The 22850-nt window shown below is 60.8% G+C and carries 21 protein-coding genes; 16 read left to right on the forward strand and 5 right to left on the reverse strand.

What is annotated here, in order from left to right:
• Window positions 1-18: 18 nt before the first annotated feature.
• The 10 genes from ACTJLA_RS22925 (at window position 19) to ACTJLA_RS22970 (ending at window position 10280) form a co-directional block, all read left to right on the forward strand.
• Window positions 19-840, forward strand: coding sequence for a TIM barrel protein (locus tag ACTJLA_RS22925; RefSeq protein ID WP_314544044.1), 822 nt, complete (start codon window positions 19-21; stop codon window positions 838-840).
• A gap of 143 nt (window positions 841-983) precedes the next feature.
• On the forward strand, window positions 984-2915 hold the full coding sequence (gene iolD / locus ACTJLA_RS22930; RefSeq protein ID WP_440842189.1) for a 3D-(3,5/4)-trihydroxycyclohexane-1,2-dione acylhydrolase (decyclizing): 1932 nt from the start codon (window positions 984-986) through the stop codon (window positions 2913-2915).
• Between the two features lie 19 nt (window positions 2916-2934).
• Window positions 2935-3945: a Gfo/Idh/MocA family protein gene (locus ACTJLA_RS22935; RefSeq protein WP_054918515.1), complete on the forward strand. Its 1011-nt coding sequence runs from the start codon at window positions 2935-2937 to the stop codon at window positions 3943-3945.
• Window positions 3946-4095: 150 nt separating this feature from the next.
• Window positions 4096-5124: a Gfo/Idh/MocA family protein gene (locus ACTJLA_RS22940; protein ID WP_054897784.1), complete on the forward strand. Its 1029-nt coding sequence runs from the start codon at window positions 4096-4098 to the stop codon at window positions 5122-5124.
• 126 nt (window positions 5125-5250) lie between these two features.
• Window positions 5251-5427: a hypothetical protein gene (locus ACTJLA_RS22945; RefSeq protein WP_177333557.1), complete on the forward strand. Its 177-nt coding sequence runs from the start codon at window positions 5251-5253 to the stop codon at window positions 5425-5427.
• A gap of 49 nt (window positions 5428-5476) precedes the next feature.
• Window positions 5477-6412 (forward strand): sugar ABC transporter substrate-binding protein, encoded by a 936-nt coding sequence (locus tag ACTJLA_RS22950; protein ID WP_057977503.1) that lies wholly within the window; start codon window positions 5477-5479, stop codon window positions 6410-6412.
• Window positions 6413-6476: 64 nt separating this feature from the next.
• Entirely contained in the window at window positions 6477-8030 is a 1554-nt protein-coding gene (locus tag ACTJLA_RS22955; protein WP_054897785.1) for a sugar ABC transporter ATP-binding protein, read from the forward strand.
• Between the two features lie 26 nt (window positions 8031-8056).
• Window positions 8057-9079 carry an ABC transporter permease gene (locus ACTJLA_RS22960; protein WP_003191668.1) on the forward strand — a complete coding sequence of 341 codons (1023 nt, stop codon included), beginning with the start codon at window positions 8057-8059 and terminating at the stop codon, window positions 9077-9079.
• Window positions 9080-9514: 435 nt separating this feature from the next.
• The gene (locus ACTJLA_RS22965) at window positions 9515-9919 is read left to right on the forward strand and encodes a TraR/DksA family transcriptional regulator (RefSeq protein ID WP_003191666.1); all 405 of its coding nucleotides are present in this window, start codon (window positions 9515-9517) and stop codon (window positions 9917-9919) included.
• A gap of 157 nt (window positions 9920-10076) precedes the next feature.
• Entirely contained in the window at window positions 10077-10280 is a 204-nt protein-coding gene (locus ACTJLA_RS22970) for a hypothetical protein (RefSeq protein WP_034125690.1), read from the forward strand.
• On the opposite strand, the gene ACTJLA_RS22975 is transcribed toward ACTJLA_RS22970, so the two are convergent.
• The 3 genes from ACTJLA_RS22975 to ACTJLA_RS22985 all read right to left on the reverse strand — a co-directional run bounded on the left by ACTJLA_RS22975 (window position 10281) and on the right by ACTJLA_RS22985 (window position 11208).
• Window positions 10281-10523 carry a DUF2789 domain-containing protein gene (locus tag ACTJLA_RS22975; protein ID WP_034125689.1) on the reverse strand — a complete coding sequence of 81 codons (243 nt, stop codon included), beginning with the start codon at window positions 10521-10523 and terminating at the stop codon, window positions 10281-10283.
• Window positions 10524-10591: 68 nt separating this feature from the next.
• Window positions 10592-10822, reverse strand: a complete 231-nt coding sequence (locus tag ACTJLA_RS22980) for a hypothetical protein (RefSeq protein WP_034125688.1) — start codon at window positions 10820-10822, stop codon at window positions 10592-10594.
• 110 nt (window positions 10823-10932) lie between these two features.
• Window positions 10933-11208: a hypothetical protein gene (locus ACTJLA_RS22985; protein ID WP_032872432.1), complete on the reverse strand. Its 276-nt coding sequence runs from the start codon at window positions 11206-11208 to the stop codon at window positions 10933-10935.
• A 394-nt stretch (window positions 11209-11602) separates the two neighbouring features.
• Here ACTJLA_RS22985 and ACTJLA_RS22990 point away from each other — a divergent pair, with 394 nt between their 5' ends.
• The gene (locus ACTJLA_RS22990; protein ID WP_052199932.1) at window positions 11603-12052 is read left to right on the forward strand and encodes a hypothetical protein; all 450 of its coding nucleotides are present in this window, start codon (window positions 11603-11605) and stop codon (window positions 12050-12052) included.
• 131 nt (window positions 12053-12183) lie between these two features.
• Window positions 12184-13191, forward strand: coding sequence for an ABC transporter substrate-binding protein (locus ACTJLA_RS22995; RefSeq protein WP_314544026.1), 1008 nt, complete (start codon window positions 12184-12186; stop codon window positions 13189-13191).
• A gap of 157 nt (window positions 13192-13348) precedes the next feature.
• Here ACTJLA_RS22995 and ACTJLA_RS23000 read toward each other — a convergent pair whose 3' ends face one another.
• On the reverse strand, window positions 13349-15475 hold the full coding sequence (locus tag ACTJLA_RS23000) for a TonB-dependent receptor (protein WP_314544024.1): 2127 nt from the start codon (window positions 15473-15475) through the stop codon (window positions 13349-13351).
• A gap of 91 nt (window positions 15476-15566) precedes the next feature.
• Window positions 15567-15956, reverse strand: a complete 390-nt coding sequence (locus ACTJLA_RS23005) for a DUF2946 domain-containing protein (protein WP_034125684.1) — start codon at window positions 15954-15956, stop codon at window positions 15567-15569.
• 93 nt (window positions 15957-16049) lie between these two features.
• Here ACTJLA_RS23005 and ACTJLA_RS23010 point away from each other — a divergent pair, with 93 nt between their 5' ends.
• The 4 genes from ACTJLA_RS23010 to ACTJLA_RS23025 all read left to right on the forward strand — a co-directional run bounded on the left by ACTJLA_RS23010 (window position 16050) and on the right by ACTJLA_RS23025 (window position 22586).
• Complete coding sequence (locus ACTJLA_RS23010; RefSeq protein ID WP_034125683.1) at window positions 16050-16487, forward strand: DUF3995 domain-containing protein; 438 nt, start codon at window positions 16050-16052, stop codon at window positions 16485-16487.
• A 317-nt stretch (window positions 16488-16804) separates the two neighbouring features.
• Window positions 16805-17971 carry an efflux RND transporter periplasmic adaptor subunit gene (locus tag ACTJLA_RS23015; RefSeq protein WP_314544017.1) on the forward strand — a complete coding sequence of 389 codons (1167 nt, stop codon included), beginning with the start codon at window positions 16805-16807 and terminating at the stop codon, window positions 17969-17971.
• Window positions 17968-21144, forward strand: coding sequence for an efflux RND transporter permease subunit (locus tag ACTJLA_RS23020; RefSeq protein ID WP_314544014.1), 3177 nt, complete (start codon window positions 17968-17970; stop codon window positions 21142-21144). Before ACTJLA_RS23015 ends, ACTJLA_RS23020 begins: the two co-directional genes overlap by 4 nt.
• Window positions 21141-22586: an efflux transporter outer membrane subunit gene (locus tag ACTJLA_RS23025; protein WP_440842197.1), complete on the forward strand. Its 1446-nt coding sequence runs from the start codon at window positions 21141-21143 to the stop codon at window positions 22584-22586. Before ACTJLA_RS23020 ends, ACTJLA_RS23025 begins: the two co-directional genes overlap by 4 nt.
• The last annotated feature ends 264 nt before the right edge of the window (window positions 22587-22850 follow it).

The raw sequence follows: 22850 nt of genomic DNA on the forward strand, positions 1-22850 counted from the left end.
GCACGGAGAACAAAAACAATGAAGTCGCCGCTACGTTTTGCCCTTAACCGCATGGTCGCCCCCAACCTGTCCCTGCCAGATTTCATCCAGTTGGCGGCGGCTCTCAACTGCGAGGCCATTGAGATCCGCAACGACCTCAAGAACCGTGAAATCGAATACGGCACACCCGCCAGCCGCGTGCGTGAATTGTGCGCAGCGCAGGGCATCAAGGTGCTGTCGATCAACGCGCTGTACCCCTTTGATGTGTGGAATGACGAACGCCGTGCCCAGGCAATCGAACTGGCCACCTACGCCCGTGGGTGCGGGGCCGAAGGCTTGGTGATGTGCCCGTTCAATCAGCCTGGCGATACGCGCAACGACGCGCAGCGCGCGGCTGGTTTGCGCACGGCGTTGAGCGAGCTGGCGTTGATCCTGCGCGAGTACGGGATTCTGGGTTTTATCGAGCCCCTGGGCTTCACCGTATCCGCCCTGCGCCGCAAGCGCGTAGCAGTGGATGCAATCAAGGCCATCGGCGGCCTGGATGTATTCCGGGTGGTGCACGACACCTTTCACCATCACCTGGCCGGCGAGCATGAGTTCTTCCCGGAACTGACCGGGCTGGTGCACATCTCCGGGGTGGAAGACCGCGAGGCGCCGCTGGACTCGATCCGCGACGGCCACCGCGTGCTGGTGGGCGAGGACGATATCCTCGGGAATGCGGCGCAGATCGACACCTTGCTGAGCACCGGCTACAGCGGCTATCTGTCGTTCGAACCGTTTGCCGAAAGCGTGCACGGGTTGGCGGATATCCGGCAGGCGTTGGGCAGCAGCATGGCGTATTTGCAAAAGCCCTTGCCATAACGCGATCAAAAATGTGGGAGCTGGCTTGCCTGCGATAGCGGTGTGNATACCTGTGCAATTGATAGACCGCTATCGCAGGCAAGCCAGCTCCCACAGTGGATCGGTGTTGAACATTCCAATTGCATTCATACAAGGTGCAAGTGATGACCACAACAAGATTGACCATGGCCCAGGCCCTGGTGAAGTTCCTGGACAACCAATACATCGAAGTCGACGGCGTACAGAGCAAGTTTGTCGCCGGGGTCTTCACTATTTTCGGGCATGGCAATGTGTTGGGCCTCGGTCAGGCTCTGGAGCAGGACAGCGGCGACCTGGTGGTGCATCAGGGCCGCAATGAGCAAGGCATGGCCCACGCTGCTATCGGGTTCGCCAAGCAGCACCTGCGCCGCAAGATCTATGCGTGCACGGCCTCGGTCGGGCCGGGTGCGGCCAATATGATCACCGCCGCAGCGACTGCCACCGCCAACCGCATCCCGTTGCTGCTCTTGCCCGGCGATGTCTATGCCAGCCGTCAGCCCGACCCGGTGTTGCAGCAGATCGAGCAGTTCCACGACCTGAGCATCAGCACCAACGACGCCTTCCGCTCCGTGAGCAAATACTGGGACCGCATCAACCGCCCCGAGCAACTGATGACCGCGGCGATCCATGCCATGCGCGTGCTGACCGACCCGGCTGAAACCGGCGCGGTGACCCTGGCCTTGCCCCAGGATGTACAAGCCGAAGCCTGGGACTACCCCGACTATTTCCTGCAAAAACGCGTGCACCGCATCGACCGACGCCCGGCCACCAGCGCCATGATCGGCGATGCGCTGGCTGCGTTTCGCGGCAAGCGCAAGCCGCTGATCATTTGCGGCGGCGGGGTCAAATACTCCGGCGCCAACCAGGCACTGCAAGCCTTTGCCGAGCGTTTCGATATTCCTTTCGCGGAAACCCAGGCGGGCAAGAGCGCCGTGGTGTCCAGCCATCCGCTGAACGTCGGCGGCATCGGCGAAACCGGCTGCCTGGCGGCTAACCTGCTGGCGCCTGAGGCCGACCTGATTATTGGCATCGGCACTCGTTATACCGACTTCACCACCTCGTCAAAATCGCTGTTCAAGCACCCCGAGGTGAAGTTTCTCAACCTCAATATCAGCCCCTGCGATGCGTTGAAGCTGGACGGTGTGCAAGTGCTGGCCGATGCGAAAGTTGCGCTTGAAGCACTGGCCGATGCCCTGGGCGATTACCGTTCGGGCTGGGGCGAGCAGATCGCCGACGCCAAGGCGCAATTCGACGCTGAAGTGGACCGCGTGCATCAGGTGCACTACCAGGGCGATGAGTTTGTCCCCGAAGTCGACGACCACCTGGACCGTGCCGTGCTGCGGGAATTCATCGAGCTGACCGGTTCGTGCCTGACCCAGAGCGCTGTGCTCGGCTTGCTCAATGCACGCCTGGCCGATGACGCAATCATCGTGGCCGCCGCCGGCAGCCTGCCCGGCGATTTGCAGCGTGCCTGGCGCAGCAAGGGCGTCAACACCTACCACGTCGAGTATGGCTATTCATGCATGGGCTACGAGATCAACGCCGCCCTGGGTGTGAAGCTGGCCGAGCCGAGCAAGGAGGTGTACGCCCTGGTCGGCGATGGCTCCTACATGATGCTGCACTCGGAGCTGGCCACCTCGATCCAGGAGCGTCGCAAGATCAACGTGGTGCTGTTGGACAACATGGCGTTCGGTTGCATCAACAACCTGCAGATTGGCAATGGCATGGACAGCTTCGGCACCGAGTTCCGCTACCGCAACCCCGAGAGCGGCAAGCTCGACGGTGGCCTGGTGCCGGTGGACTTCGCCATGAGCGCAGCGGCCTACGGTTGCAAGACCTACAAGGTCAGCACGCTGGAACAGCTGGAAGCGGCGTTGGCGGATGCCCGCACGCAAAGCGTCTCCACGCTGATCGATATCAAGGTGCTGCCCAAGACCATGATCCACGGCTACCTGTCGTGGTGGCGGGTGGGTGTGGCCCAAGTGTCCACCAGTGAACGTACGAATGCAGCGGCAAAAAAACTCAATGAACACCTGGCCCAGGCCCGGCAGTACTAACAACAAGAGGAGTGTTTGCATGTCTTTGAAACTTGGAGTGATTGGTACGGGCGCCATTGGCCGGGACCATATTCGTCGTTGCAGCCAGGCCTTGCTCAACAGCCAGGTGGTGGCCGTCACCGATATCAACCTTGAGCAGGCGGCCCAGGTGGTGGCGGACTTGAAGCTGGACGCCGAGGTGTACCCGGACGGCCATGCATTGATCAACGCGCCAGAGGTCGAAGCGGTACTGGTGACGTCCTGGGGGCCGAGCCACGAAGAGTTTGTGCTGGCCGCGATTGCTGCCGGCAAACCGGTGTTCTGTGAAAAACCGCTGGCGGTGACGGCCCAGGGCTGCCGCAACATTGTCGAGGCCGAAGTGGCACACGGTAAGCGCCTGGTCCAGGTGGGTTTCATGCGCCCGTACGACCAAGGCTATCGTGCCCTCAAGTCGGTGATCGACAGCGGCCAGATTGGCGAGCCGTTAATGCTGCACTGCGCGCACCGTAACCCCACGGTGGGCGAGAACTACAACACCGGCATGGCGATCACCGACACCCTGATCCATGAGTTGGACGTGCTGCGTTGGCTGCTCAACGACGACTATGTGTCCGTGCAGGTGGTGTTCCCGCGCAAGACCAGCAAGGCGCTGGCGCACCTGCGCGACCCGCAGATCGTGCTGCTGGAAACTGCCAAAGGCACGCGTATCGACGTGGAAGTGTTTGTGAACTGCCAATACGGCTACGACATCCAGTGCGAAGTGGTAGGGGAGAGCGGCATCGCCAGGTTGCCGGAACCATCTCAGGTGCAACTGCGCAGCGACGCGAAGCTGTCCAACGCAATCCTGATGGATTGGAAGGATAGGTTTATCGGTGCCTATGACGTGGAGTTGCAGGCGTTTATCGACAGCGTGCTGGCCGGGCAGGTCGGCGGGCCGTCGGCCTGGGATGGGTTTGCGGCGGCGGTGGCGGCGGATGCGTGTATTGAAGCCCAGGGCAGTGGGCAGATTGTGAAAGTCAGCCTGCCGGATCGCCCGCGCTTCTACGGCTAACTCACTGCAGAAAAGTGGTTGACACTGTGGGAGCTGGCTTGCCTGCGATAGCGGTCTATCAGTGACAGATTGATTGCCTGACTCACTGCTATCGCAGGCAAGCCAGCTCCCACAGTTGATTGGGTTTCCAAATCAATTCTGGAGTTGAGCATGCGAATCGGACTAGTGGGCTACGGCCACGGCGGGCGCTTTTTTCATGCGCCGTTGATTGCCACCCTGCCTGGCGCCACCTTTGTCGGCGTGGTGACGCGTTCACCCGAACGTCGCAAGCAACTGAGTACTGACCTTCCGGGTGTCAAAGCCTTCGACTCCATCGGCCAGATCGTCGAAGCCGGCGTCGATGCCCTGGTGATTTCCACCACCCTCAAAGGTCGCCCGGCCCTGGTGCTGGAAGCCATCGAGCACGGGGTAGCGGTGGTCAGCGATAAACCCTTTGCCGCCAATGCCGAACAAGCCCAGGCCCTGATTACCGCTGCCGAGCGCCAGGGCTCGCTGCTCAGCGTCTACCAGAATCGGCGCTGGGATTCGGATTACCTGACCCTGCGCAAACTGATCGACGCTGGCGCCCTGGGCACCATCACCCGCTTTGAATCCCGCGTGGAACGTTACAGTCCGCAGGCCGTGGGCAATGCCAGCGGTGGCGGCTGGCTGCGTGACCTGGGCAGCCATCTGGTGGACCAGGCGTTGCAACTGTTCGGCCCGGTGGAGCGGGTGTTCGCTCAATTGCACTACACACCAGAACATCCCACGGTGGACCACGGCTTCTTTGTCTCCCTCACCCATGCCAATGGCGTGATTTCGCACCTGTGGGGCAACGCGTTGCAGAACAGCCAGGCGCCGCGATTTCGCGTCAGTGGCAGCCTGGGCTGCTACACCGTCGACGGATTGGATGGCCAGGAAGAAGCGCTGCTGGCCGGCAAGTCACCGAAAACCGAAGGTGAACACTGGGGCGCCGAGGAGCATCGACGCTGGGGCTGGTTTGAGCAAGGGCCGGAGCGTGAGCGGGTGCCGTCGGAGAAGGGCTGCTGGCCCCAATTCTATCGGCAGTTGCAAGCGGCCGTGGTGGGGCAGGGGCCGCTGCCGGTCAATGCCTATGACGCCCTGGAAACCACCCGTATATTGGACGCCGCGCGCCTGAGTGCCGAGCGCCAGCAGGTGGTTTCGACGAAAATAGAATAAAATTCTAAAACAGGTTGATATGGAAATTATTTTCTAATACAGTCTTTTCCAGGTTGCATAAAGTACGTCCCGGAACCTACGGGCGACTCAACAAAAACAAGATCAAAAACAACCAGGTACCGTCAGATGAAAATCTTCAACGCTGTACTGCGAGTTTTACGCCCCCTCCAAGCGCCAAGCGGACTGCCCCGCGCCCGGCCGTTCTACTTCTCCTTCCTGAATGTGCTGTGCGTCGAAAACCAGGGCGCGCTGGTGTGCTGCATTCCAGGCGCGCCGGTGGTGCGACTGACAGCCGAGTCCTGATCAACGCAACGTCGAAAAAAACCAACAAGAAAGTGGAGACAGACCGTTCATGAAGACCCCGATCCGTTTTACCGCCCTGGCCTTGTCCATGCTGCTGGCCAGTGGCGTTGTCGGCGCCGCCGATCTCAAGGTGGGCGTGACGATGTCCGCGTTCGATGACACCTTCCTCACCTACCTGCGCGAGGATATGGATAAGCAAGCCAAGTCCTATCCAAAAGGTGATGGCGTGCAGCTGCAATTCGAAGATGCCCGCGCCGATGTGGTCAAGCAATTGAGCCAGGTCGAGAACTTCATCAGCCAGAAGGTCGACGCGATTATCGTCAACCCGGTCGATACCGCGTCGACCAAGAACATCATCAGTGCCGCCACCAAGGCGGGTATACCGCTGGTGTTCGTCAACCGCCGCCCCGACCAGAAAGACTTGCCCAAGGACGTGGTGGCCGTGACCTCCGATGACGTCGAGGCCGGCCGCCTGCAAATGCAATACATCGCCGAAAAACTCGGTGGCAAGGGCAAGGTCGTGATCCTTTTGGGTGACCTGGCGAACAACTCCACCACCAATCGCACCAAGGGCGTGAAGGAAGTGCTGGCCAAGTACCCGGACATCAAGATCGAGCAGGAACAGACCGGCATTTGGTTGCGTGACAGGGGCATGACCCTGGTCAACGACTGGCTGACCCAGGGCCGGGAGTTCAATGCGGTGCTGGCCAACAACGATGAGATGGCGATCGGGGCGTCCATGGCCCTGAGATCGGCCGGCAAGGAAAAAGGCAGCGTGTTGATTGCCGGTGTCGACGGCACGCCCGATGGCTTGAACGCGATCACCAAGGGCGACATGACCGTGTCGGCCTTCCAGGACGCCAAGGGCCAGGCGGTAGGTTCGGTGGAGGCAGCGCGCAAGATGGCCAAGAAGGAGCCGGTCGAGCAGAACGTGGTGATCCCGTTCCAGTTGATCACCCCGGACAACGTCAAAGACTTCAAGTAGCCCCGACATAACAACAAAAGCTGGCAGGGCGGTCACGGCCGCCCTGCAGATGGAGTACCTCCCTATGCCTGCTCAAGCCGCCACGTCTCAGCCCGCCGCCCACCCGGCGCTGGCGCTGGACGAACCCTACCTGCTGGAAATCCTCAACATCAGCAAAGGCTTTCCCGGTGTCGTGGCCCTGGACGATGTGCAGCTGCGGGTGCGCCCCGGCACGGTGCTGGCGTTGATGGGCGAGAACGGTGCGGGCAAGTCGACGCTGATGAAGATCATCGCCGGCATCTACCAGCCCGACGCCGGCGAAATTCGCCTGCGTGGCAAGCCGATCACCTTTGAAACGCCGCTGGCCGCGCAAAAGGCCGGGATCGCGATGATCCACCAGGAACTCAACCTGATGCCCCATATGAGCATCGCCGAGAACATCTGGATAGGCCGCGAACAGCTCAACAGCCTGCACATGGTCAACCACCGCGAAATGCACCGCTGCACCGCCGAGTTGCTGGCGCGCCTGCGCATCAACCTCGACCCCGAAGAACAGGTCGGCAACCTGAGCATTGCCGAACGGCAGATGGTCGAGATTGCCAAGGCAGTGTCCTACGACTCCGACATCCTGATCATGGATGAACCCACCTCGGCCATTACCGACAAGGAAGTGGCCCACCTGTTTTCGATCATTGCCGACCTCAAGTCCCAGGGCAAAGGCATCGTCTATATCACCCACAAGATGAACGAAGTGTTCGCCATCGCCGATGAAGTGGCGGTGTTCCGCGACGGCCAATACATCGGCTTGCAACGGGCCGACAGCATGAACAGCGACAGCCTCATCTCGATGATGGTCGGGCGTGAATTGAGCCAGCTGTTCCCGGTGCGCGAAACGCCTATTGGTGAGCTGTTACTGTCGGTGCGCGACCTGAGCCTGGACGGCGTATTCAAGGATGTATCGTTCGACCTGCACGCCGGCGAGATCCTCGGTATCGCCGGGCTGATGGGCTCCGGGCGCACCAACGTGGCGGAAACCATTTTTGGTATCACCCCAAGTTCCAGCGGGCAAATCACCCTGGACGGCAAGGCGGTGCGCATTACCGACCCGCATATGGCCATTGAGAAAGGCTTTGCGCTGTTGACCGAAGACCGCAAGCTCAGCGGCCTGTTCCCGTGCCTGTCGGTGCTGGAGAACATGGAGATGGCGGTGTTGCCGCACTATTCGGGCAACGGTTTTATCCAGCAGAAAGCCTTGCGTGCCCTGTGTGAAGACATGTGCAAGAAGCTGCGGGTGAAAACCCCGTCACTGGAGCAATGCATCGACACCTTGTCCGGCGGTAATCAGCAAAAGGCCTTGCTGGCGCGCTGGCTGATGACCAACCCACGCTTGCTGATCCTGGATGAGCCGACGCGTGGTATCGATGTGGGCGCCAAGGCTGAGATCTATCGCTTGATCGCCTTCCTCGCCAGCGAGGGCATGGCGGTGATCATGATTTCTTCCGAACTGCCCGAAGTGCTCGGCATGAGCGACCGGGTGATGGTGATGCACGAAGGTGAACTGATGGGCACTCTGGATCGCGCCGAGGCGACCCAGGAAAAAGTCATGCAGTTGGCTTCCGGGATGACCGCAGTCCACTGATCTACAGAATAAGAAGGTGATGGGTTATGAACGCAATAACAGACAACAAGCCGGCAACCGCGCCGGTCAAGAACCGTCGACGCATGCCCACCGAGCTGAGTATCTTCCTGGTGCTGATCGGTATCGGCCTGGTGTTTGAATTGTTCGGCTGGATCGTGCGCGACCAGAGCTTTCTGATGAACTCCCAGCGTCTGGTGCTGATGATCCTGCAGGTGTCGATCATCGGCCTGCTGGCCATCGGTGTGACCCAGGTGATCATCACCACGGGCATCGACTTGTCGTCCGGCTCGGTGCTGGCCTTGTCAGCGATGATCGCCGCCAGCCTGGCGCAGACCTCCGACTTTTCCCGGGCGGTGTTTCCGTCCCTCACCGACTTGCCGGTGTGGATCCCGGTGGCGATGGGTTTGGGCGTAGGGCTTTTAGCGGGGGCAATCAACGGCAGCATTATCGCGGTCACCGGCATCCCGCCGTTTATCGCAACCCTGGGCATGATGGTCTCGGCCCGTGGCCTGGCACGCTATTACACCGAAGGCCAGCCGGTGAGCATGCTCTCGGACTCCTACACAGCGATCGGCCATGGCGCGATGCCGGTGATTATCTTCCTGGTGGTGGCGGTAATCTTCCACATTGCCCTGCGTTACACCAAGTATGGCAAGTACACCTATGCCATCGGCGGCAATATGCAGGCGGCGCGTACTTCGGGGATTAACGTCAAGCGTCACCTGATCATCGTCTATAGCATCGCCGGTCTCCTGGCGGGCCTGGCCGGCGTGGTGGCCTCGGCACGTGCAGCGACGGGGCAGGCCGGCATGGGTATGTCCTACGAGCTGGACGCGATTGCCGCCGCAGTGATCGGCGGTACCAGCCTGGCCGGTGGAGTAGGGCGCATCACCGGCACGGTGATCGGCGCGCTGATCCTTGGCGTCATGGCCAGCGGGTTTACCTTTGTCGGGGTGGATGCGTATATCCAGGACATCATCAAGGGCCTGATCATCGTGGTGGCGGTGGTGATCGATCAATACCGCAACAAGCGCAAGCTCAAGCGCTGAGTACCTGCCCTTGTAGGCGCGAGCTTGTGTGGCGAGCAAGCTTGCTTGCGGGGGGCGAAGCACCCCCAATAAAAGCCGGAGACTGCTGCGCAGTCGGCGGGAGCAAGCTCCCTCGCCACAGCAAGCTCGCGCCTACAGGGGATCAGGCACTTTCAACCGTTTGTCTTCTATATAGCTCCACAACACTGAATTTCTTGCTATAAACGCACTCCGATGACCGTTCGCCAAGCCCGTCCTGGTGCTTTTGGGGGTTGATCGGGAAAAAATGCCTGTCTTTTCAGTTGCTGCGCCCTCAAGTCGGCCTTAGACTGCCGCCCCTCGTAAATTGAGTGCCGGGTGGCGCTTGGAATGGATGGCGCCCTTCCGAGACCTGCACAGGTCGGCCGGAACGCTCCCTAATTCGCCTTAATGCACGTATTTTTTATAGAGAAATCAATGACAAAGGAAAAGTTGCTGGCCATGCCGGCGGATGACTACATGAATGCCGAACAGCACGCTTTTTTCGAGAAGTTGCTGCAAGACATGAAGGTGGAGCACCACGAGCGCATTGAGCAGAACCGTATCGCCATTGAGAGCCTGGACACCCCGGCCGACCCGGCTGACGCGGCTTCTGTCGAAGAAGAGCGCACCTGGCTGGTAAACGCCATTGACCGCGACCAGCGCATGCTGCCGCAACTTGAGCGTGCTCTGGAACGCATCAAGGAAGATTCCTTTGGCTGGTGTGACGACAGCGGCGAGCCTATCGGCCTCAAGCGCCTGCTGATCAGTCCTACCACCAAGTACTGCATCGAAGCGCAAGAGCGCCACGAGCAGATCGACAAGCACCAGCGTCAAGCCTGATGCGGTGAAGGGGGCGGCTCTCTAGCTGGCCGCCCTGGATCGGCATTGTTGCTGTTTATGCAATGAAGCTATTCCGTGGATAGCTTTTTCCAACTGGAATAAAGCCGTAGCATGGCCAACATTGTTAGCCAGCTAACTAATGCTGCGGAGAAGCTCCATGCAAAACAAAGTCGATGTGGCCGTAATGATCGGCAGTGGCGTACCCCAAACCCTGCGAGCCCTGGGCCAGCGAGCTTGCTGGGTGGTGTTGCTCAACGGTGAGCAGCGCGGCACTGCATTCGCCAGCCGGGACGAGGCGCAGGAATGCCAGGCTGCCTGGCAAGCGCTATTGCGCAGGGAAGCGTCAGACAGCCTGCATTGATCAAGCGCGGGGAGGCTCATGCAGCAACGCATTGAGGTCATCCACTGCGGGAGCCCATTCTGCGTCGACCTGCAATTGTTCCCTGAGGAAGTTCGCCTGCTGTTCGCTCCAGAATGGCGCGTCGATGAGTTTTACATCATCGGGCAGTCGATGTTCGGCGGTAAAACGTTCGATGGCTTCCTGGCTGGAATCCAGCCCCAGTTGTTCGAACAGGGTTTCAAGGGTTGGGGTGGTGGTGTCCATAGCTTTCTCCATGCGGGCTTATCGTCATGCATGTGAGGGGCAGGGCACGCCAGAGTTCTATCGGATTGTCAGGTATTGAGCGCGCCGCAATCCACGGCGGTTTTCAGTGCCTTGGCCGCCTCTTTGCCAGCCACGGCCGCTGCGTCGGCGGTTTTGAACCAGCGGTCTTTCTCCACCTGGTGCGCGGTGACCTTGTTCAGCGGTGGTTTGGCTCGCATGATGATGACCGCTTGAAACTCACCGTCTACTTCCCTCGCATCGCCGTGGATAATAAATTCGCCAATATCAAATTCCGTCACGTATGGCTTTCCCTTCAAGGTAACTGCGTTGATGAAACCTGACCCGCGGGGGGCAAACTTCCATGGACAGGCCAGTATGGCAGTTGTTGAGGGGCAGTGGCGCGGTAAAGTCATCCAGGCGACGAAACGATTCCGCCGCCTGAGGCGTATAGCTTGGCTTCAAGGGACTTGGCCAGTTCGCAGGCTTTGATGTGATCGCTGCGAAACCCCTTGATCTTGCCGCTGGGCACTTCAAGAATATGAAAAAAGTTCTTTCCTGCGGGTACAACTTGGTAAAGCACCGAATTGGAGTACCCATTCAGGTTCAGCAGGCAGTAGTATTGCTGTTCGTCGGGACATGGTGAACGAGTGTGGAAAGACGTAGCGTCGTGTTGACGTCGTTGCATGCTCAGCTCCTGTCGATCGATCCTGATAGCTTGTCTGCGTTGTTTCGGGTGGTTTTCACCCTGGTTGCTGTTCTAGTATTGTCGTCGGTAGTTCGTGACTGGTTCCATGCCCAGATGTTTTTTTGTGTTGGGGTGTCGGAAAACTGCATTTTTAATTGGGTTATTCTCTGAAGTCGGCAGACCCGTATTCTCGGGTCGTTGAACCTGTGATTTGCTGTATCGCGGTTGACTTCCCATGAGGTCCGCCGTTGAGGTTTGTACTAGCCTTACGAGTTCTCTTCAGTTTTTTAATGACTCTGTATCGTGTCGTAACGGCCATTTTTTGTGCTGTTCGCTTTGGCGGTCAGTGCTTTTTTGATGTGGGGGCGTTTCCTTGGCAGTCAGTAATCTGGATATGCACGCGTTATTCGTGCTGGGTGATTTGCGCGCAAAGTTGGTCAAGCAGTTTCAATCTCGGTTTGTCTACGTCACTGAACAGACGCCGGAAGGTATTTATATCGCCGAAATCGATACCGAAACGGCGCTGGTCGTGGACGACAAGCCACGTCTGGAACTCAAAGTAGGTGACCATTTTCGCGCAGCGGTATTACCCAGCCGCGAAGGTGGCAAGTTCGAATTGAGGTTTCGCGATATCAAGTTGACCGTCTACGGCCTCGGCGACTATGCCTTTGTGTCGTCGAACGAAGGCCAGGGTATTGTGTTCAAGGAAGGCCACAGCGTGATGCTGGTATTCGCCGCCCATGAGCAATTGCAGGAAGGGTTGACCAAGACCCTGAAGGCCGTGACTGGCAAAGCCGCCAAATGGCGCAAGGGTGAACTGGTGACCTTCAAGGCCAGCGAGTAGGCGATAAATACGCTGTGCATCTTTGTCTTTTGGAACCTCTACTACAGTTGAGTTGACTTAACTATTCAGAGGCTTCGCGCATTCGCAGCAAAGCCGTTCGCCATGACTGCGAAAACGCGAGGTGCACAGGCATGAAAGGATTGAAGTCACTGCTGGCGGCGGGCCTGACGACCCTGAGTCTGTCATTGCCGGTATCGGCTGCCCAGGCACCGGTGCATTTTGCCGACCTGAACTGGGAAAGCGGCAGCCTGATCACTGAAGTACTGCGTTTTATCGTCGAGAAGGGCTATGACCTGCCCACTGACACCTTGCCTGGTACCACCATTACCCTGGAAACCGCCCTGGCCAAGAATGACATCCAGGTGATCGGCGAGGAATGGGCAGGCCGCAGCCCGGTATGGGTCAAGGCTGAAGCCGAAGGCAAGGTGGCGGGCCTTGGCGATACCGTCAAAGGCGCGACCGAAGGCTGGTGGGTGCCGGAATACGTGGTCAAGGGTGACCCCTCCAAAGGGCTAAAACCCCTGGCTCCAGATCTGAAAAGCGTGCAGGACCTGGCGCGCTACAAGGACGTGTTCAAGGACCCTGAATCTCCGGGCAAGGGGCGTTTTCTGAACAGCCCCATTGGCTGGACCTCCGAAGTGGTCAACAAACAGAAGCTCAAGGCTTATGGCCTGGACGACAGCTATGTGAACTTCCGCAGCGGTTCGGGGGCGGCGCTGGATGCGGAGATTGCCTCGTCGATTCGCCGGGGCAAGCCCGTGCTGTTCTATTACTGGTCGCCGACCCCGTTGATGGGGCGCTATAAATTGATCCAGCTGGAAGAACCGCCATTTGATGCAGCTGCGTGGAAGACCCTGACTGACGCAGACAACCCGAACCCGAAGCCGACACGCTCATTGGCTTCCAAGCTGAGCATTGGCGTGTCGACGCCGTTCCAGCAGGAACATCCACAGATTGCCCAGTTCTTCGAGAAGGTCGAGTTTCCCATCGAGCCGCTTAACAAAGCCTTGGCGACGATGAGCGAGCACCACACGGCGCCTCGGGAGGTGGCCCAGGCGTTTCTCAAGGAACATCCGCAGGTGTGGAAGGCCTGGTTGACGGAAGATGTGGCGCAGAAGGTCGAGGCGAGCCTCCAGTAACCGGCGGTCTTTGTATCGAGTGAAGATCAAGATGTGGGAGCTGGCTTGCCTGCGATGACTGAGTGTCAGACAACATATTTTTATGCTGACCCACCGCTATCGCAGGCAAGCCAGCTCCCACATTCAATTGCATTTCAAGTCAACGGTCGTTGCAGCGTTAGAACTTGGTCTGTACGGCCAGCTCAAAGGTCCTCGGTGATCCCAGATAGTACGCCGGCGACACATGGGCAAACTCGGCATACACCTCGTTAGTCAGGTTACGTACGCGCCCGGTTACCGAGGTATGCGCATCCACCTTATAGCGCAGGAAGGTGCCGAACAGCGTATAGGCCGGTACGGTCTGGGTGTTGGCATTGTCCGCATACACCTGAGCGACATAACGCGCATCCACCCCGCCTTGCCAATTCTCGGCAAAGTCATAGGTCAACCACAGGTTGCCCACGCGCTTGGGCACGTTGGTTGGCGTATTGCCCTTGCGCGACACCACGGCGCCGCTGGCGATTTTCTCGTTGAACTCATCGTACTGCGCGTCCACCCAGGCGAAGTTGCCTTCGGCCAATAGCCTCGGCGTGATGCGCAACGAACTGGCCAGTTCGATGCCCTTGGACGACTGCGCGCCCACCGGGATGCTGCTGGTCGGGTCCAGCGGGTCGGTGACGGCGAAGTCCTTGCGCTCGATCTTGTACGCGGCGACCGTGGCGGAACCGCGGCCTTCCAGGTAATCGAACTTGCTGCCGATTTCCCATTGCTTGCCGGTGGACACGTCGAACACCTGGGTAGTGGTGTTGGGCTGTTCGACGGCGGTGCTGTATTGCACATAGACGTTGGCGGAGGGGATGAACTGATAGGTCAGGCCCACCCGGCCCGTTACCGGCTCCCAACTGCGCTTGAAGTGTCGCGGGTTGGTGGCGGTGATCGTACGATGGTTGGTCACGTCCAGATCGATGGCGTCATAGCGCAGGCCAGTCAGCAGCGAGAGCTTATCCGTCAGTCCCAGACGGTTTTCCACGAACAGTGCCTTGGTCGTCACCTGGTTGGTCTTGTCCTTGACGAAACCTGGCCGGGTACCGGGAATATCATAGAAGTGCCCCGGGTCGTAGTGGTTCGGGTCTACGGTACTTTTGCCCGGCACGTTCAACGGGCTGTTAGTGGTGCTGTTGATCTTGTACTCAAAACCGCCGGACCAAGTGGTGGCGAGGCCGAAGACGCTCGTGTCATGGCGCAGTTCGAACTGGTTGCCGTTCTGCTCGCCCTGATGCCGCACCTGATAGGCCGTCGAGCGGTTCACCGCGCTGTTGTCGGCGTTGTATTGGTAGGTCTCCAGGTTGCGGTAGTCGCGCTGGCTGTCGAGGTGGTAGAGGGTATTTTTCAGTGTGGTGCTGTCGTTGATCCGGTAGTCGATGATCGAGCGTGCCCAGATCGTGCGTTGCTCATAACGGCCGTCGGCTACGTTGTAGTTATTGAAGCGGTTGTGCTTGTCGATCTTCAGCTCACCGGCCTTGGGGTTGAGCACCGGCGTGCCCCAGTACGGGCTGTCTTCATGTTCGTCCTGATACTCCAGGGCCAGGGTGTGGGACAGGTTCGGGGTGAGGTCGCTGAGCAGGGAAAACGCCACGCTCCAGGCATCGCGCTGGTCGCGGTCGATGTAGCTGTGATTGGTGTTGCGGCTCACATCCAGCCGGGCGTAGTGCTGCACCTCGGCGCCGGGTTCGGTCAGCGCATGGTTGAGGCCGAACGCCATACCGGCGGTGTCGTAACTGCCATAGCTCAGTTGGCCCTCGATGGCCTGTTCCTCGCGGCTTGCCAGCTTGGTCACGTAGTTCAGCGAGCCACCCACTGAGCCTGCGCCGTTGATCAGGGAGGAGGGGCCGCCTACCAGTTCGACGCGGTCATAGATCCACGCATCCACCGGTCGCGCCAGGCCCGAGGCGACATTGATGCCGTTGAACATCTGGGTGATCTGGCTGCTGGTAAACCCTCGGTACGAGACAAACCCGCCAAACCCAGGCGGCGCGCTGGCGTTGACGCCGGGCAGGGTATTGGCCGCATCACGGAAGGTCTTGGCGCCGTGGCGCTCGATATCGTTGCGGTTAGCAATGGCCACCGACGCCGGCGTTTCCCGCACGCTCAGGCCCAGGCGCGAGGCCATGCCGCTGGATTGGTCCAGGGCCAGCCCAGGCTCGGCACTTTGCTCGCCGTCAATGGTGGTTGGCGCCAACTCAAGGGCCGAGGCGCATACAGGCAGGCAGCCGAACAGGCCCGCCAACAGGGGTAAATGTTTCATGGTTGAATCCTGAAAACTTGGCTCGAAAACAACGCACTGCTCCCCGTACTCCTTACGGAAACGAAGCGGTGCAGATCAGAACGCGCAGGGATCAGGCGAAGGCAGGTGGCGCGCGCGGATTAGCCGCAGGCCAGGTGAAGCGGGCGGGAATGTCGGCGGCGAGCACCACCGCTGCGGGCGGCGCATGGGGTTGCGGCAGGACTGCCACATTCAGGTGGGAGTTGAGCGCCGGGCCCATGCCGCCGGTAGAGCACAGCGGGCAACCAAACGCCTTCGACAGCGTTGGCAGGCTCTCATCCGTAGAATTGCTGGGCAGGGGCGCCTGGGTACGTGGGTCCACCGTACAGAACTGGCCGCTGATGCCGTTGAGCTGCATCCCCACCATCTGCCCATGACCAATGCTGCAGGCGAACACATTGAACAGGACGCAGCAGTAGAGCGTCCAGGCAATGAGTGAGCGGTCGGCACGGGCGAGTTTCATGGGGCGGCACTTTATCATCAGCGACCGACGAAATGCCTGCAAAAAAACTCAGGGCGGCTATCCTCATTCGCACATTTTTGTGGAGCGCCGACCATGAGCTTTGTGATTGCGCGGTGGATCGTCGGGGTATTTACCTTCATCAGCATGGTGCACCTGTATTGGGCTGCGGGTGGCAAGCTCGGCAGCCTGGCCGCTATCCCGCAACTGCCCGGAGAGTTTGCCAGCGGGCCGCGACCGGCGTTCAAGCCGTCGGCGCTGGGTACTTTTCTGGTGGCGATGGGGCTGGTGGCGATTGCCTTGCTCGTGTGTCTGCGCGCCGGGCTGTATTTCTCGCCGGTGTCCCACGGGGCGTTGCAGTGGGGTATCAGCGCGATTGCCGTGCTGATGTTTGCCCGAGCGATTGGGGATTCGGAGCTGGTGGGGTTTTTCAAGAAGGTCGGCGGGTCGAGGTTTGCTCGCCTGGATACCTATTTCTATTCGCCGTTGTGCCTGGTGTTGGGCGCCGGCTTGCTGGTGGTGGCGTGGAGCTGAGCCTGAGCCCACATATACCTGGCTGACACCGCGCAATCCAAATGTGGGGGCTGGCTTGCCTGCGATGCAGACACCTCGGTCTACCAGCCAAACCGGGTTGATCCCTTCGCAGGCAAGCCAGCTCCCACCTTCAACCACGCTCGACAGGTAACCCCGAGCGCCACCAAGCCCCTCTGGCCGCCATTTGATTCACCTCCAAATATTTCCCAGACAAAAACACACCCCCCGGTTTTATAGCGCTTGACCTTCCCAGTATGGCAAGCCGGATAAAAAACCCACGTGTCGGTTTGTCTTGAAAATTCCAAGGAGGGTGAACGATGTGCACCAAACCAGTAAGCCTCATTACCGGGGCGTTGGCCGTAGCATTGATGCTCGGCGGATGCTCGGACAATGCGCCGCCAGCTGCAGCAGCCAAGCCACCCGGCGTGCCGGTCGCCCAGGTGGTGGCGCGTGCGGTGACGCCGTTTGTGGAGTACACCGGTTCGTTGACCGCCATCGACCAGGTTCAATTGCGCCCGCGAGTCAGTGGCTATCTGCAAAGTGTCAGCGTGCCCGAAGGGCAGTTCGTGGCCAAGGGCAGTCCACTGTTTGTGATCGATCCGCGCATGTTCCAGGCGGCAGTGAACGCAGCCAAGGCACGTCTGCGCGAGGCCGAAGCCAATGCGTTGCTGGCCCAGGCCGAGCATGGCCGTGCCGAGCAGTTATATGCCAAGAAGGTGGTGGCACGTGATCGTCTCGACACCGCTATTGCTTCGTTGAACGCCGGCAGAGCGCAGGTGGAGGCCGCCAGGGCTGCGCTGGATACGGCCCAACTGGACCTGAGTTACACCCGCGTCACCGCACCTATCAGCGGGCGTATCGACCGCGCCCTGGTGACGGAAGGCAACTATGTCACCCGTGGGGAAACAGCGCTGACCACGATTGTTTCCATCGACCCCTTGCATGTGTATTTCGATGTGGATGAACGCACCTACCTGCATTCGTTGGCAGCGACGCGGCAACACGCCGGGTCCAAGGGCGACCAAGCCGCCAAGGTCATGGTGGCGATGCTCAACGACACCACCTATGCACGGGCCGGTCGCGTGGATTTTCTGGCCAACTCGGCTGACCGCAAGACTGGCACGGTGCGCGTGCGTGCGGTAGTGGAGAACCCGGATGGGCGCTTGACGCCGGGGCTGTTCGCCAAGGTCAAGCTGGATACCGGCGCGGCGCAACCCCGGGTGTTGATTGCCGACCAATCCATCGGCACCGACCAGGGCCGTCGCTATGTGCTGGTAGTCGGTGAAGGTGATAAAACCGAATACCGCCCGGTGGAACTGGGCCCAGTGGTCGACGGCCTGCGGGTCATCGAACAGGGGCTGCAACCGGGCGAGCGCATTGTCGTCAAAGGGCTGGTGCGCCCCGGCATGCAGGTGACACCGCTGGCTGCCAGTATTGAGGGCAAGCCGCTTGAAGCACCGCTGGCGGTGGGGGGCGTGCAATGAGCTTCCCACGCTTTTTCATTGACCGACCGATCTTCGCCATTGTTCTGTCGGTGTTGATGATGATCGGCGGCATCGTGGCCTTCTTCCATTTACCGTTGAGCGAATATCCCGCCGTCACGCCGCCCACGGTGCAAGTGACGGCGTCGTATCCGGGGGCCAACCCGCAGGTAATTGCCGAGACGGTGGCGGCGCCGCTGGAACAGGTGATCACCGGGGTGGAAGGCATGCTTTACATGACCTCGCAGTCGGCCACCGATGGCCGCATGATCCTGACCGCAACGTTCGCCCAGGGCACCAATGCGGACATGGCGCAAATCCAGGTGCAGAACCGTGTTTCGCGGGCTTTGCCGCGCTTGCCCGAAGAGGTGCAGCGCCTGGGCGTGGTCACGCAGAAAACCTCGCCGGACATCCTCATGGTGGTCCACCTGCTGTCCCCCGACCAACGTTATGACCCGCTCTATATCTCCAACTATGCCTACCTGCAGGTGCGCGATGAGTTGTCGCGCCTGCCGGGGATCAACGATGTGCTGGTGTGGGGCGCGGGTGAATACAGCATGCGCCTGTGGCTCGACCCGGACCTGATCGCCGCCCGTGGCTTGACCGCCGGCGATGTCATCACCGCCGTGCGCGAGCAGAACGTGCAAGTGGCGGCCGGCTCGGTCGGCCAGGCACCGGATTCCACTGCGGCGTTCCAAGTCACGGTCAATACCCTCGGGCGCCTGACGGATGAAGAGCAGTTCGGCGATATCATTATTCGCACCGGCGATAACGGCCAGGTCACGCGCTTGCGCGATGTGGCACGTATCGAGATGGGGGCCGATGCCTACGCGCTGCGCAGCCTGTTGGACGGCGAGCCTGCGGTGGCCTTGCAAATCATCCAGAGCCCGGGGGCAAACGCGCTGGATGTGGCGCAGTCGGTGCGCGATACCATGCAGCGTCTGCAAACCAACTTCCCCGAGGGGTTGGTGTCGCGGATTGCCTATGACCCCACCGTGTTTGTGCGCGCTTCGCTGGAGTCGGTGGCCATCACGCTGATGGAAGCGATCCTGCTGGTGGTGATCGTGGTGGTGGTGTTCCTGCGCAACTGGCGCGCGTCGCTGATTCCCTTGATGGCCGTGCCGGTATCGATCATCGGCACCTTTGCGGTCATGCACCTGATGGGCTTCTCCCTCAATACGTTGTCGCTGTTCGGCCTGGTGTTGTCGATCGGCATCGTGGTCGACGATGCAATCGTGGTGGTGGAGAACGTCGAGCGGCATATCGAGAACGGCGAGGAGCCGATGCAGGCTGCGCGACGGGCGATGAGCGAGGTCACCGGCCCTATCATTGCGATCACCTCGGTGCTGGCGGCCGTGTTCATTCCCACCGCGTTTCTCAGTGGCCTGCAAGGCGAGTTCTATCGGCAGTTTGCGCTGACCATCGCGATTTCCACCATCCTCTCGGCGGTCAACTCGTTGACCCTCAGCCCGGCGCTGGCCGGCCTGTTGCTGCGGCCACGGCATGCCGCTGTGGTGCATGACCCGCGCAGCCTGCGTGGTCGTGCCGCACGGCTGTTGGAGGTACTGGGCCGGCCGTTCCAGCGTGCGCCGCAAGCCTATGGCAACACTGTGCGCAAGGTCGTCGGCCGTCGTGGCGTGGCGCTGTTGGCTTACGGCGGCTTGCTCGCATTGACCTGGTTCGGCTTCAACGCGGTACCGGCCGGCTTCGTGCCGATGCAAGACAAGTACTACCTGGTCGGTATCGCCCAGCTGCCGAACGCGGCCTCGTTGGAGCGTACCGATGCGGTGGTGCGGCAAATGTCGAAAATCGCCCTGGATGAGCCGGGGGTCGAGAGTGTCGTGGCGTTCCCGGGACTGTCGGTCAACGGCTTCGTCAACGTTCCGAATGCGGCGGTGATGTTCGTCATGCTTGATCCGTTCAAAGAGCGCACCTCGCCGGATATGGCGGCGGTCGCCATCGCCGGGCGTCTGCAGGCCAAGTTTGCGAGCATCCCCGACGGCTTCCTCGGCGTGTTCCCGCCGCCACCGGTGCCGGGGCTCGGGGTGACCGGGGGCTTCAAGCTGCAGGTCGAGGACCGTGGCGGCGTCGGGCTGGAGGCGCTGGTGCAGCAGACCCAGATACTGATGACCAAAGCCACTGAGTCAGGCCAGGTAGCCGGGCTGATGACCAGCCTGGACGTCAATGCGCCGCAACTGAATGTCGACATCGACCGCACCCAGGTCAAGAGCCAGGGCGTGCGCCTGGCGGATGTGTTCGAGTCGCTGCAGGTCTATCTGGGGTCGCTGTACGTCAACGACTTCAACCGGTTTGGCCGCACCTACAAAGTCACGGCCCAGGCCGACGCGGACCATCGCATGCAGGCCGAAGCCATTGGCCGCCTGCAGGTGCGCAATGCCGCCGGGGACATGCTGCCGTTATCAGCGTTTGTCACGGTCACGCCGAGCTCCGGGCCTGACCGGGTGATTCACTACAACGGCTATCCCTCGGCGGATATCTCTGGCGGCGCGATGCCAGGGGTCAGCTCCGGGCAGGCGGTCGCGCTCATGGAGCGCCTGGCCCAGGAGGTACTGCCCGAGGGCGTGACCTATGAATGGACAGATTTGACCTACCAGCAAAAGCTCGCCGGGTCATCGGCCCTGTTTATTTTCCCGCTGTGTGTGCTGCTGGCTTATCTGATCCTTGCCGCGCAGTACAACAGTTGGCTGCTGCCGTTGGCGGTGTTGCTGATCGTGCCCATGTGCCTGCTCAGCGCAATCCTCGGCGTGTGGCTGGTGGAGGGCGACAACAACGTGTTCGTGCAGATCGGGTTGGTGGTGCTGGTGGGCCTGGCTGCGAAGAACGCCATCCTGATCGTCGAGTTTGCCCGCAGCCTTGAAGCCGAAGGCGCCAGCCCATTGGAAGCGGTGATCCACGCCTGCCAATTGCGCCTGCGCCCTATTTTAATGACGTCCCTGGCGTTTATCGCCGGCGTAGTCCCGTTGGTGTTTGCCAGTGGCGCCGGGGCCGAGATGCGCCATGCCATGGGGGTTGCGGTGTTTGCCGGGATGTTGGGCGTGACGCTGTTCGGTCTGTTCCTGACGCCCGTTTTCTATGTGGTGATGCGCAGCCTGGCGCTGCGCGTGCAGCGTCAGGGGGCGAGTCCGACGGTGCAGCTAAAGGAGAGCGCATCATGAAACAGGCGTATCCAGCTTTTCTGTTGTCGTTGACCCTGCTGGCCGGTTGCGGCTCGGTGGGGCCGGATTATTCCGCGCCAGTGCTGCCCNAGCGGGCGACGAGCTTCGGCGCGCCCATCGCCGGGCTTGGTCCGGGCGAGGTCGAAGTGCAGTGGTGGCAAGTGTTTGACGAGCCGGCATTGAGCCAATTGATCCAACAGGCACTGGCGGCCAACCACGACATCGGCATCGCCGCCGCACGCCTGGACGAAGCCAAGGCGCTGTTGCGCGAAAGCCGCCAAGGCTTCCTGCCCAGCGGCGGCGCCGCCCTGGGCTACGAGCACCGCCAGCGCAGCGAGGTCGAGACTCCCTTCGGCGAGCAGCGCTCTATTGAAACCACCCGTGCGGCAGTGGATGCAGCCTGGGAAATCGACTTGTTTGGGCGCGTGCGTCGCTCGGTGGAGGCGGCCCAGGCCCAGGCGGGGTCGCGTCAGGCGTTGCTGCGCAGCGTGCAAGCGAGCGTCGCGGCGACGGTCGCGGCAACCTGGTTCGAGTTACAAGGGATCGAAGCCGAACAGGCGGTGGTCGCGGATATCAGCCAGAGCCAGCGCGACAGCCTGGGCCTGGTGGGGCAGATGGTCAGCGTCGGCGCCGCCACCGAATTCGACCGGCTGCGTGCCGAGGCCTTGTTGCGCAATGTGGAGGCGGTAGCGCCTGACCTGGAGCGACGTCGCGCCAAGTCAACCAACGCGCTGGCGGTGCTGCTGGGGCAAGCGCCCCAGGGGTTCAAGCCACCGCTGGCCCGGCCTGGGCGTGAAACCTTGAACCTGCGCACGTTGCAGGTGGGAGACCCGGCCGGCTTGCTGGCGCGCCGTGCCGATATTGCCGCGGCCGAACGCACGCTGGCGGCTGCGACCGCGCAGATTGGCGTGGAAACCGCTGGCTTGTATCCGGATATCCAGGTGCAGGGTTCCATCGGTTTGCTGGCCGGAAGTCTCAGCGCCCTAGGCGATGCGGGCATGCAGTCGAACTTTATCGCGCCGGTGATTCGCTGGTCACTGCTGGACACCGGGCGCGTACGAGCGCGGATTGCCGCCAGCGAGGCACGCACCCAGGCGGCATTGATCGCTTATGACCAGACCGTGTTGCGGGCCCTGCAGGAAACCGATGATGCGTTCCAGGCCAACCGTACGGCCGGCAACGCCCTGGGCTTGCGGCTGTTGGAGGCGGCCGCCAACCGTGAGGCAGCCAGCTTTGCGCGCGAGCGGTTTGCGCAAGGTGAGGGTGTGTACCTGGATGTGCTTGAGGCCGAGCGCGCGGACTTCACCAGCCGCCGGGCATTGACGGCGGCGCGCACGGAACAGCGCTTGGCAGTGGTGGGGATCTATAAGGCGCTGGGTGGTGGGTGGGAGATCTGTGAGAGGGCGGGGCAGGCGTGCAAGGGGGCTACGGTGTTGCGCTAATGTGGACCTGTGGGAGCTGGCTTGAACTGCGAAGGCGGCCCGCCAGCCGACGCCTATCTACCCGACACCCCAACGATCCAAATGTGGGAGCTGGCTTGCCTGCGATAGCGGCCTGACAGCCGACACAGGTGTCAGACCGAGTACATATCCATTCCTGCGGTAACGGCCACTTAGGGTTCCGCTCTTACAGCGGGTCACTTTTGGAAAAGAGCCCGGAATGCCGGCCCAGCCAAAAGTAACCAAAAGGGCTCTTGCCCCACCACT

This window comes from Pseudomonas sp. 22072 (genome assembly GCF_052046095.1).
GTDB classification, from domain to species: Bacteria; Pseudomonadota; Gammaproteobacteria; order Pseudomonadales; family Pseudomonadaceae; genus Aquipseudomonas; species Aquipseudomonas paracarnis.

What these genes read in the sequence shown, in the direction of transcription:
- ACTJLA_RS22965 (WP_003191666.1), top strand. Translation starts at nt 9,515, where the DNA reads ATGACAAAGGAAAAGTTGCTGGCCATGCCGGCGGATGACTACATGAAT.
- ACTJLA_RS22990 (WP_052199932.1), top strand. Translation starts at nt 11,603, where the DNA reads ATGCACGCGTTATTCGTGCTGGGTGATTTGCGCGCAAAGTTGGTCAAG.
- ACTJLA_RS22995 (WP_314544026.1), top strand. Translation starts at nt 12,184, where the DNA reads ATGAAAGGATTGAAGTCACTGCTGGCGGCGGGCCTGACGACCCTGAGT.
- ACTJLA_RS23020 (WP_314544014.1), top strand. Translation starts at nt 17,968, where the DNA reads ATGAGCTTCCCACGCTTTTTCATTGACCGACCGATCTTCGCCATTGTT.
- ACTJLA_RS22925 (WP_314544044.1), top strand. Translation starts at nt 19, where the DNA reads ATGAAGTCGCCGCTACGTTTTGCCCTTAACCGCATGGTCGCCCCCAAC.
- ACTJLA_RS22940 (WP_054897784.1), top strand. Translation starts at nt 4,096, where the DNA reads ATGCGAATCGGACTAGTGGGCTACGGCCACGGCGGGCGCTTTTTTCAT.
- ACTJLA_RS22950 (WP_057977503.1), top strand. Translation starts at nt 5,477, where the DNA reads ATGAAGACCCCGATCCGTTTTACCGCCCTGGCCTTGTCCATGCTGCTG.
- ACTJLA_RS22975 (WP_034125689.1), bottom strand. Translation starts at nt 10,523, where the DNA reads ATGGACACCACCACCCCAACCCTTGAAACCCTGTTCGAACAACTGGGG.
- ACTJLA_RS22970 (WP_034125690.1), top strand. Translation starts at nt 10,077, where the DNA reads ATGCAAAACAAAGTCGATGTGGCCGTAATGATCGGCAGTGGCGTACCC.
- ACTJLA_RS22955 (WP_054897785.1), top strand. Translation starts at nt 6,477, where the DNA reads ATGCCTGCTCAAGCCGCCACGTCTCAGCCCGCCGCCCACCCGGCGCTG.
- ACTJLA_RS22960 (WP_003191668.1), top strand. Translation starts at nt 8,057, where the DNA reads ATGAACGCAATAACAGACAACAAGCCGGCAACCGCGCCGGTCAAGAAC.
- ACTJLA_RS22985 (WP_032872432.1), bottom strand. Translation starts at nt 11,208, where the DNA reads ATGCAACGACGTCAACACGACGCTACGTCTTTCCACACTCGTTCACCA.
- ACTJLA_RS22945 (WP_177333557.1), top strand. Translation starts at nt 5,251, where the DNA reads ATGAAAATCTTCAACGCTGTACTGCGAGTTTTACGCCCCCTCCAAGCG.
- ACTJLA_RS22935 (WP_054918515.1), top strand. Translation starts at nt 2,935, where the DNA reads ATGTCTTTGAAACTTGGAGTGATTGGTACGGGCGCCATTGGCCGGGAC.
- ACTJLA_RS23015 (WP_314544017.1), top strand. Translation starts at nt 16,805, where the DNA reads ATGTGCACCAAACCAGTAAGCCTCATTACCGGGGCGTTGGCCGTAGCA.
- ACTJLA_RS23005 (WP_034125684.1), bottom strand. Translation starts at nt 15,956, where the DNA reads ATGAAACTCGCCCGTGCCGACCGCTCACTCATTGCCTGGACGCTCTAC.
- iolD (WP_440842189.1), top strand. Translation starts at nt 984, where the DNA reads ATGACCACAACAAGATTGACCATGGCCCAGGCCCTGGTGAAGTTCCTG.
- ACTJLA_RS23010 (WP_034125683.1), top strand. Translation starts at nt 16,050, where the DNA reads ATGAGCTTTGTGATTGCGCGGTGGATCGTCGGGGTATTTACCTTCATC.
- ACTJLA_RS23000 (WP_314544024.1), bottom strand. Translation starts at nt 15,475, where the DNA reads ATGAAACATTTACCCCTGTTGGCGGGCCTGTTCGGCTGCCTGCCTGTA.